Origin of the sequence: Actinoplanes sp. NPDC049118 (assembly GCF_040648555.1) — a bacterium.
Classification (GTDB): domain Bacteria; phylum Actinomycetota; class Actinomycetes; order Mycobacteriales; family Micromonosporaceae; genus Actinoplanes.
In genome coordinates this window covers 1-9,750 of the sequence record NZ_JBEZDY010000059.1, presented here as the reverse complement: position 1 = coordinate 9,750, position 9,750 = coordinate 1, and the positions used below count along the sequence as shown (strand labels likewise).

The following is a 9,750-nucleotide window of genomic DNA, read 5'->3' as shown; positions in this document are numbered from 1 at the left end:
CATCCAGTACCGCACCGACCTACTCGACGGCTTCCTCGCTCACACCGGCCTGACCATCGCACCCGACACAACCTGACCGTTCAAGATCTGTAGCGTGTATCGCTGGTAGTCGGTGACGCGGGGGGGGCCTCACCGGCCACCGCGTTCACTCACCGTCCGGGAGCAGGCCGGCTTTCCGGGCTCGCAGGACTGTCGCCAGCCGGTCGGTGGTTCCCAGTTTCCGGTAGAGCCGGGTCAGGTGTTTCTGCACGGTGCTGGCGCTGATCCCCAACCGGCGGGCGATCGTGGCGGCCGTCAGCGATTCGGCGAGCAGTTCGAGGACGCTGAGCTCCCGGGGGGTGAGCAGCAAACCGGGAAGAGCCGGCTCGCCCGGCGACAGCAGCGGGATCCCGGTCATCTTCTCGAGCCACCCGGGCGAGGCCTCGCAGGCGAGGAAGCCACGCCGTGCGGCGGCGATCTCACGGTCGGCGGTGGCAGACAAACCCATGCTGCGGTACGCCACCGCGGCGTACACGTGAGATTGTGCGGCATCGAGACGGTCACCGGCCCCGGCGAACGACCGTGCCGCCCGCTCCGCGTGGGCGGCCGCCGCCGCGGGATCGCGGCGCAGTGTCCCGTGGACCTGCGCCAGGTGGATGAATCCCGCCCGCCGGGGCAGACCGTCGACCGCCGGCAGACGATCGGCGCGTTCCGCCCATCCGGCAGCGCCGCGGTCGTCGCCGGCAGCCGCGGCGGCCGCGGCCAGCCATTGGTACCACCGGGCCTGCCACACCGGCCGCACGGACACCCGGCCCGACGCGTGCCCACCGCGGACCAGCAGGTCGAGAGCCGCCTCCGGGTCGCCGGCTGCGTAACGCGCGAACCCGAGGGTGAGTTCCGCCGATCCGGCCTGCCAGTCGGGGCTGTCGCCGAGTGTCGCCAGCTCGACCGCCTGTTTGCCGCAGGCCAGCGCCTCGTCGAGCTCGCCCCGCCAGACGGCGACCCAGCAGCGATACCCGAGCACCCGCGCCTGGGTCTGCGGGGTGCCAGTCAGCACGGCCGCCTCCATCGCGTCGTCCAGGTGCATCAGAGCCGGTGACAGCTGCCCGGTCATGCTGCCGTGGACTCCCAGCACCGTCTGGAGCGTGCCGAGCAGGTGGCTCTGACCACTGGCATGGGCGATCGCCAGGGCCCGGCGCAGGTGCCGGTGCGCGGCGGTGAACCGTTCCCGGTACAGCTCGCCCCAGCCCAGGAACATCACTGTGTCTAGTCGTTCGGCGAGTTCGCGGTCGGGCATGGCGTCCACGTACTGCACGGCCTCGTCCAGCCAGGCGGTGGTGTGCGGGCTGCCGACGTCGAACGACTGGTTGGCCACCACGGCGACGCTGAGCGCGTAGGCGAGCAGGGGACGGTTGTCGGTGCTGCGGGCCACCCGGATCGCCTCGCTCACCGCGGCGGTGTCGCGGGGGCCGTACATGACGCTGGTCAGCGTGAGCCCGACACGGAGCGTTCCGGCGGTGAGCCCGTGCTGCTCGGGCAGCCGGTCCAGCTCCTGCGCCAACAGGGCACGCGCCTCGGCGTGGTTCCCGGCGAGGTTGCGCAACGTGGCCAGGAAGCTGACCACGGTGAGCCGTTCCTCGCTGCCGACCGGAACCAGCCGCAGAATTTCGCCGAGGATGTCCTGGCTGCCATGCAGGTCACCGGTGATGCCCAGCGCCCGGCCCCGGAGGGTGAGCAGTTGCAACCGCAACGGGGTGGTGGTCGGATCCTGCGGCAGGAGCCGCACTGCCGACCCCAGCCAGTGCGCCGCGGCGGCGGGGGTGGCGTGCATCGCGTCCATCGCGACGGTACGCAGCAACGCCACCGCGGCCATGTCGCCGACGCCCGCCGACGCCTCGATGTGGGGCGCGCGTGCCTCGGCCGGCGCGCGGCGATGGTCGAGTTCAGCGGCCGCCCGCGCGTGGGCGCCGAGCCGCCAGCCCGCGCCGGCGTTGTAATACGCGGCGCTGCGCAGCAAGGGATGACGGAACCGGAACCCACCCGGGGTCGCCCCGGCCCGGATCAGATCCCGCCGCGCCAACCCGTCCAGGGCGACGTGTACCTCCGCCTCCGGCAGTCCGGCGACCGACGCCAGCATGCCCGGGTCACATTCGTCGCCGGCGACCGCGGCCGCGTACAGCACCTGCCGGCACAGCGGCTCCAGCCGTGCGAACTCCCCGGCCAGCGCGGCACGCACCGGATCGCTGGTGGCGTCACCGGCCGACCCGTCCGCCGCCCGGCAGGACGCCAGCACTTCGAGATAGAACGGGTTGCCGCCGCTGGCCCGGTACAACTCCTCCCGCCGTGCGGGACTCAAACCGGCCGGCAGCAGGGCGCCGGCCTCGGCGACGCTGAGCGGACCGACGTCGACCGTCGTGCCCCAGCCCTGCTGCGCCGCACGGGCGAACGCCTGGTGCAACCGTTCCGGCGCCTGCCGTGACCGGTAGGCCAGTGCCACCACGACCGGCGCGCGGGGCGGATGCCGCAGCAGGTGATCGAGCATCTCCATCGAACTGTCGTCGCCCCAGTGCAGGTCGTCGAAGGCCAGCACCAGACCGGCCGGGCCGGCGATGTCCTCCAGCAGGGCTCGGACCGCCCGGTGCAGCCGGTACCTCTCGGCTGCGACCAGGCCGGTCTCCTGGCCCCGGCCGCCCGCCGCGAGCGTGGGGAAGACGCTCGGCAGCAGGCGCCGGTCCGCGGGATCCAGGCCGGCCCAGCGCGACTCCGGCCAGGCCCGCAGGTGATCCTCGAGGGCGTTGCGGAATACGCCGAACGGCACTTCCCGCTCGAACTCGGAACCGTGGCCGGACAGGACGACGCGCCCACCACGACGCGCCTCGGCCAGCAACTCGGTCAGCAGACGGGTCTTGCCGATTCCCGGATCCCCGACGATCGCCACGACGGCTCGATCGCCGAACAACGCACGGAGCGCTGCCATTTCCGCTGTCCGGCCGACCAGAGGCGCCAGCTGGTCGCTGTCGGGCACGCGCGCACCGCCTTGATCGACGTCGGTCGGGCATAGATAGATACCCCGCGTCCCCCGCGCTGTCAAGCGCGCAATTCTGCCACTGTATCCGGCTTCGGCCCGGCCGTACTGTTCGCAGCCGCTGGGTGCGGCGCACCGGGGGGCCGCGCCGCGCCCGGCTGCCCGCCGGCCTGCTGTGTCAGGCCCTTGTGTCAGGCGACGTGGCCAGATCGTAGGCGCACGCCGGATCATGCTGGCGTGAAACTGTTTCTGGTGCGGCATGCGATGCCGGCGTTCGGTCCTGACGTTCCTGCTCCCGCCTGGGAGCTGAACAGCGAGGGCCGGTGCAAGGCGAGGACGCTCGCAGGCGCGTTACCGGCAGGAGCACTGCTGATCGCTAGCCGGGAACCGAAGGCGCGGCAGACGTTGGAGCCAGCCGGCTCGGTGCAGACCGATGAGCGGTTCAACGAAGTGACAAGCGACGAGCCGTACGAGGGCGATTTCCGGGCACGCCGACGTGCGTACGTGACCGGGACGGACCGCCCCGGATGGGAACCCCGCGACCAAGTGGTGACCCGCTTCACCGACGGAATACGGTTCTGGACCGCGCAGGCTGACGGCCGACCGCTGGTCATCGCGAGCCACGGTATGGCCATGACCCTGTGGCTGGGCGCAACGGTGGGCCTTACGAACGCGGGCGCATTCTGGGCCGACCTTCGACTACCGGACCTCCTCCGCGTCGATGTGACCGACAAGCAGGTAGTCCGGTTGGTGTACGGAGATCCTTCAGGCACCTCGGAAACGCCCGTCCTGGCAAGCGAAACCCACTGATCGTGACCAACTCGGCCGGGCATCGTGTCGGCGCGCTTAACGCGGCAGATGAGCGCTCTTGATCTTGTTCTACGAATACCCGTGAACCTTGCTCTGATTGCGCGGGTGCTCCGTATCCTTTCCGGCGTGGTGAAGCTCATGACCTATGCCGGTCCAGCCGCGGCGGATGCGCCCGGAACCCGCACGGGTGGTGTCCCGTACACGCCTTCGGCATTCGAGTGGCCACGGTGCCGCGAATGCGCCGGGCCCATGCAGTTCCTGGCCCAGGTCAGCCTCGCCGACGTCGAGCCCGGCAGCTCTGGTCTGCTGTCCATCTTCATGTGCCAGAACGATCCGGGCTTGTGCGACGATTGGGACGCCAGCGCCGGAGGCAATCGCGCCTTCGCGTTCGGAGCCGACGCCGTGCATGTCCCCACCCCGCCCGGTGATGGCGTCACGCTGCTGGACGAGACGTGCGCGGTGCATTTCGAACAGGTCGACGTCGAGGATTACCTGGAGGCGCCGGAGTGGTGGCATCAGCGGTCGGGCCGGCCTGCGCGGGAAGTGCTGGGCCAGGTCGGCGGCCAGGCCGCATGGCTGCAGAACGACGAGACGCCCCAATGCGACGGCTGTGCCCATCCGATGACGTTCGTCGTCCAACTCGAGGAGGGCCACGACCATCGAACCTCGGCGAACTTCGGCGGTGGCGGTTGCGGCTATGGCTTCCGGTGCCGATCGTGCGGGACCGCCGCGTTCCTCTGGCAGCGCTGAACCGTATTCGTCCACGCATGGCGGACATCCTGCTGAGCCGGCCCGCTCAGCGGCAGAGTCGGATGCTGGTGCGGCGACTTCCGACTGCGGTTACGTGACCTGCTCGACCATGCCTGGCGTATCGGCTGGCTTCCGGTCTCCGCGCTCTTGATCGCCGGACCACCCGCGTAGGCTGCGGCACCGTGGAGAGTGTGCTGAGCCGGTTGTCCAAGATCCAGCGGGCCGAGACGGTGACTGGTGTGCCACTGGTGAGCGGCTCGTTCCCACCCGGTGAGCACGACCGGGTCTGGCGGGCCCTGCGCGCGGAGCACAGCCGCACCGGTCTCTGGCCGGTGCTCGGCTCGACAGCTCACGGCGCCGCCGAGTGCTCGTATGCCTGGACCTCCGTGGGGCCCCAGGGCGCCGAACTGCTCGCCCTGATCCGGCGGATCGACCCCGCCGAGCGGATGGCGCTGATCGTTCGATCCGTCTGGGAAGACTGCGTCGAGGGCATGGAGCCGACGGACCCGTTCTACCTCGAGTTCGAGGCCGACTTCGACCCGGTCCGCGTCGCTGCAGCGGTCGGCGACCTCGGCGAGACACCGGCCCGGAACTCCGGCGGCACCGACTGGGTGTACCCGCCCACCGACGTACTGCTCGTGCCGGCTGCGGCCGGGCACGAGGTCCTGGCCCTGGTCCCCGCCGAGATCATCGCGATCATCAACAACTGGAGCGGCGGCCCGTCCCACCCCAATCTCGAGTACATGGACCACATCCTCGTCCTGCAGCACTGGGAGCGGCGATGGGGTGCCCAGCTCTACGGCCGGGTCGAGGGCACGCTGGAGCTTGCCGTCGAGCGCCCGCCAAGCGACCCGCTTTCCGCCGCGATCTGCGCGATCGAACAGTCCGCCTACTGCTACGACCTGGCGCAAACTCTCGGCGACGTGCACGAGGTGGCCAGTCGGCAGGCGCCGGCCTCGCGCTGGACGTTCTGGTGGGATTGACCTAGGTCATCCGTGGCCGTGGACGGGAGCCGATTCGATCCAGCGAGATCACGGCGCTCTCCAGGACACGTGCGATTCCAATAGCCTGCCCCAACGGGATCGCGACGATCCGTCGGGCGTCCTCAGCTTCCATGGCCCAGGACATGGCAGATTCAGTCAGTGGAAGCATCTGCCTCGACGAGTTCGGTGAATATCTCGGAGGGCTTCTTCCAATCGAAGATCTTACGGGGGCGGTCGTTGATCTCCGCGGCGACCATCGCGAGATAGGTCGGATCCGAGGTGATCGGGACGCCTTTCGGGAAGAACTCGCGGACGATCCGGTTCAAGTTCTCGTTGCTGCCGCGCTCCCATGGCGAGTGCGGATGGGCGAAGAACACCGGTAGCCCGGTCGCGGTGACGGCGGCGTGGCGGGCCATCTCTGTGCCGCAGTCCCAGGTCAGCGATCTGCGGATGGACTCGGGCAGGCCGTCGGTCGCGGCGATCACCGCGTCGGTCACTGTTAGCGAGTCACGGCCGGTCAGCGGGACCAGGATCAAAAACCGCGACGTGCGTTCGACCAGCGTGGCGACAGCGGTCTTGCCGTTCTTGCCAACGACGAGGTCTCCCTCCCAGTGGCCCGGGACGGCCCGGCCTTCGACCTCGGCGGGGCGTTCGTCGAGGTAGCGGGGCTCACGGATCCGCGGTTGCGGTTCCGGACGCGGACCCGAACGGCGGGCCGGCCGGCCGGTGCGTAGCCGGATCAGTTCGCGGGCCAGCGTCGAGACGGGCTGGGCGTAGACCCACTGGTAGATCGCTTCATGTGACACCCGGCAAGCCTGATCGTCGGGGGCCAGTTCCGGCAAGCGACCCGCGATCGAGGCTGGGGACCAGCCTGAGCGCAGCCGCTCGGTCACCAGCGCCCGTAACCGGGCCGAGCGCTCGACCGCGAACAGCTTCGGTCGTGCCCGCGACTCGGTGGCGGCGGTGTCCGCGGCAACCGCCCGGTAGCCGACCCGGCCGCCGTGGCGGCTCACTTCCCGCGACACGATCGACGGATCCCGGCCGAGCAAAACGCCGATTTCCTTGTATAACAAGCCTTCCGCGAGTCCGCGGGAGATCTCTTCGCGATCCGGCAACGTCAGCATCACACGCACGGCGGGCATCCTGTCCCACCGAACCACCAAGATCAAATGCTACGACCGCCTGAATCCGCCCATCACAGGAACCAGCAGCATGATCGAGTGTCCGCTCATCGGCAGATCCGGATGGCCACTTCACCGCGGACCCGCCTTCGCCGGTTCGTCGGCCTCGGCGCGATCATCATCACCGGCACCGTCCGCGACAGCCTCTACATCCTCGCCACGCTGCAACCTCGACGCCGGCCCGAAGCCGGAGATGGTGGCGACCGACACTGCCAGCTACTCGGACATTGTCTTTGGCCTGTTTCGGCTGTTGGGGTACCGGTTCTCCCCGCGCATCGCGGATGTGGGCGGCACCGGGTTCTGGCGTGCCGACATTCCCGGCCAACCGGCCGGCGACTACGGTCCGCTGAACGCGATCGTCCGCAACAAAGGTCAACCTCGACCGGATCGTCACTCACTGGCCGGACATGCTGCGGGTGGCCGGCTCCCTGGTCACCAACCAGGTCCGCGCCTACGACCTGCTGCGGATGCTGACCCGCGACGGGCATCCCACCCCATCGGACAAGCCCTGGCCGAGTACGGCCGGGTCGCCAAGACCCTGCACCTGCTGGCCATGGTCGACCCGGGCGACGAAACCTACCGGCGTACCGTGGCCCGGCAGCTGAACATCGGCGAGTCACGCCACTCCCTGGCCCGCAAGATCCTGCACGGGCACCGCGGTGACATCGTGCAGCCCTATCCGCGGCGCTGTCGGCGATGACCGCGGTCAAGCACGCCGCCGTCAACCCGCTGCGCGACGACGGCGCGCCGCCAACGCCTGCCGGGCCCTGTACCGGGCGATGGACGCGCTGGAACAGGCTCCGCCGACGCCCCATTGCACCGCAACCTCGGTGACCTGATGCGGACGACCGACTGACCCCGGTTCCCACGGGTTGAGCCTCGTCCAGCCGGTGTCCAGTGAGGGTCCAGCCGGCGCGGCCCTAATGGAGACATCACATTCACCTCACATTTGTGGAGGAACGGGAGATGAAACACAGTCTGGCCGCGATTCTCGCTGCGGCCACGGCAGGAACCGTCCTGCTGGGCGTTGTGTCCGCGCCGACGGCGGCAGCGGCCGCACCACCGCTACCGTCCGATGTCACCCAGCTCAGCACGCCGTTCGTAGACCCTCGTGGCAGCAACTTCGTCGTCACCCGATCCACGACCAACACCCTTCTGATCGGCCGCAGGGATCCCGTCGCGCCGGTCCGTGGGGTAACCGCCCTGGGAAACGCCGGTGGAAGCCTGCAAGGTGATCCGCAAGGGGTCACCATCGCCGATGTCGGCATCCGCGTCTTCGCCCGCGACACCAGCAACCAGGTCGTGACCAACCTCTTTCCCAACGGTGCCCCGCAGACCGGGTTCCAGGTGGTGCCCGGGCTGCTGGTGTCCAGCGATGTCGAGGTTGTGGATCTGTCCGGCGCCGGCGGCCAGCTCGTGCGCATCTTCGCCCGAGGGCTCGACGACGGGGCCGTCTACACCAACCTGCTGACGACCGCCGGCTTCACCGGCTGGCGCAGCCTCGGCGGCTTCACGACCAGTGAGATATCGGCCGCTCTCACAGGCAACGGAGACGCCTTCCGCGTGGTCGTCCGTGACGCCGGCTGGCGCGTGTCCACCACCGTGCTGTCCAGCGACGGCAGCACCACGGGGTGGGCCGGTATCGGGGGGCCGGAAGTACGCGGAAACATCGCTCTGTCGGGCGGAAACCAAGCGGGCGTCCAGCCGAACGAGATCTTCCTTCAGGACGCTGCCACGCGGACGGTCATGACCTACACCTTCGACCAGCCGGGCTGGCGCAACCTCGGCGGCATTGCCAACAGCGACATCGCCGTCCTCGCCCTCTTCGACGGCTCGGTGGAGTTCCTCGTCCGCGGAACCACCAACAACCTCTACGTCAACCGCAGAGCCCCGGGAGCGACGAACTTCATCGGCTACGTCAACCTCGGCGGCATCCTCACCGGCAACCCGGGCATCGGCGCCACATTCGGCCGCGACCCCGCGGCGTATGCCTACGTCCGAGGCACCAACCAGCGGCTGTTCAACAAATTCCAACGGTCGAACTTCGACTTCGATGACTACATCGCGGTGAGCAGCATCCCCACGGCCTGACGGCCACCCCTCCGCCGGAAGACCCAATCCGACCGGCCTTCGGCCAGCCCATGTCCCTCGCAGACCTCTGCCGGACCAGATGTCGCGCCGGGAGCCCGGAATAGTCGCAATGCTGATGAGGAGGATTTCGCGGATCCCCCTGCCAGACCTCTTACCGAGCGGGGTCCCCTATGTGAGATGAGTCGCGCAGTGACATGCGAGCTCTCCCCTCGTGGAGGGGACCCCGACGCGGGAACATGCCCTCTTGATCACCCCAGACGTGGACCGGACCTCCGGTTTCCATGTCAGCCCGCCGCCACCCGCAACCCAACCTGACCGCCCACCGCCACATCCGTGGCCGCCAGTCACCAGTCTCGATGTCCGCCGCGCCCGGCCAAGCGGCTGACACCCGGCAGTTGATCTCGCTACTCGAGCAGGTCCGCGTGCGTACCGAATAGCCCCCGATCACCGGACAAACCTCTGGACACCCTATGCGAGACAGGCCGGGGTGCTGGTCAGCACGTTGCAGATTCTCCGAGTCGGCGTGTCCGGTGGGAGTTCGGCTAACGGACAAGATCATCGCTACCGCTAACCGCTGTACCGATCTTCCTCAACCCCGAGACTGACCGGTGCCATGAACCCCGCCATCCCCACACCAGCCGAACGCGAGGCACTCAACGCCGCCCTGCTCACCACCGGCACCGAAACCGGCTTCTGGGACGACAACGGCCGCCCCGCACCCTGGCCCGACGACATCGACCAATGGCAACCCGATACTGGCGAACCCACCACCTGCCAACCGGGAGAACAACCCTTCTAGCACTAACGCACAGTCACTGATCTGAGCCTCCGCGGCAGGGACTGTGGATCTTTCGGTGTTTCCGGTCTGACCCGCCGGGCGTAGCCCGGCGAGGAAGGTGCCGTGATGACGACGACACTGGATGGTGTGACC

Annotated in this window: 7 protein-coding genes and 1 pseudogene; 6 read left to right on the top strand and 2 right to left on the bottom strand. The window is 69.0% G+C overall.

Annotated elements, in window-relative coordinates:
* Window positions 1-145 precede the first annotated feature (145 nt).
* Window positions 146-3,235 carry an AAA family ATPase gene (locus AB0B58_RS42000; protein WP_360236913.1) on the bottom strand — a complete coding sequence of 1,030 codons (3,090 nt, stop codon included), beginning with the start codon at window positions 3,233-3,235 and terminating at the stop codon, window positions 146-148.
* Window positions 3,236-3,241: 6 nt separating this feature from the next.
* Between AB0B58_RS42000 and AB0B58_RS41995 the strand changes: the two genes are divergently transcribed.
* The 3 genes from AB0B58_RS41995 (at window position 3,242) to AB0B58_RS41985 (ending at window position 5,547) form a co-directional block, all read left to right on the top strand.
* Window positions 3,242-3,814 (top strand): histidine phosphatase family protein, encoded by a 573-nt coding sequence (locus AB0B58_RS41995; protein ID WP_360236910.1) that lies wholly within the window; start codon window positions 3,242-3,244, stop codon window positions 3,812-3,814.
* A gap of 126 nt (window positions 3,815-3,940) precedes the next feature.
* Window positions 3,941-4,564, top strand: coding sequence for a DUF1963 domain-containing protein (locus AB0B58_RS41990; protein ID WP_360236907.1), 624 nt, complete (start codon window positions 3,941-3,943; stop codon window positions 4,562-4,564).
* Between the two features lie 182 nt (window positions 4,565-4,746).
* Complete coding sequence (locus AB0B58_RS41985; RefSeq protein ID WP_360236904.1) at window positions 4,747-5,547, top strand: DUF4253 domain-containing protein; 801 nt, start codon at window positions 4,747-4,749, stop codon at window positions 5,545-5,547.
* 152 nt (window positions 5,548-5,699) lie between these two features.
* On the opposite strand, the gene AB0B58_RS41980 is transcribed toward AB0B58_RS41985, so the two are convergent.
* Entirely contained in the window at window positions 5,700-6,671 is a 972-nt protein-coding gene (locus tag AB0B58_RS41980) for an IS30 family transposase (protein WP_360236916.1), read from the bottom strand.
* Window positions 6,672-6,830: 159 nt separating this feature from the next.
* Between AB0B58_RS41980 and AB0B58_RS41975 the strand changes: the two are divergent.
* The 3 genes and pseudogenes from AB0B58_RS41975 to AB0B58_RS41965 all read left to right on the top strand — a co-directional run.
* Window positions 6,831-7,407: pseudogene (locus tag AB0B58_RS41975) on the top strand (Tn3 family transposase); the annotation flags it as partial.
* Between the two features lie 272 nt (window positions 7,408-7,679).
* On the top strand, window positions 7,680-8,819 hold the full coding sequence (locus AB0B58_RS41970; RefSeq protein WP_360236901.1) for a hypothetical protein: 1,140 nt from the start codon (window positions 7,680-7,682) through the stop codon (window positions 8,817-8,819).
* A 613-nt stretch (window positions 8,820-9,432) separates the two neighbouring features.
* Window positions 9,433-9,618 carry a hypothetical protein gene (locus AB0B58_RS41965; RefSeq protein ID WP_360236898.1) on the top strand — a complete coding sequence of 62 codons (186 nt, stop codon included), beginning with the start codon at window positions 9,433-9,435 and terminating at the stop codon, window positions 9,616-9,618.
* Window positions 9,619-9,750: the final 132 nt, after the last annotated feature.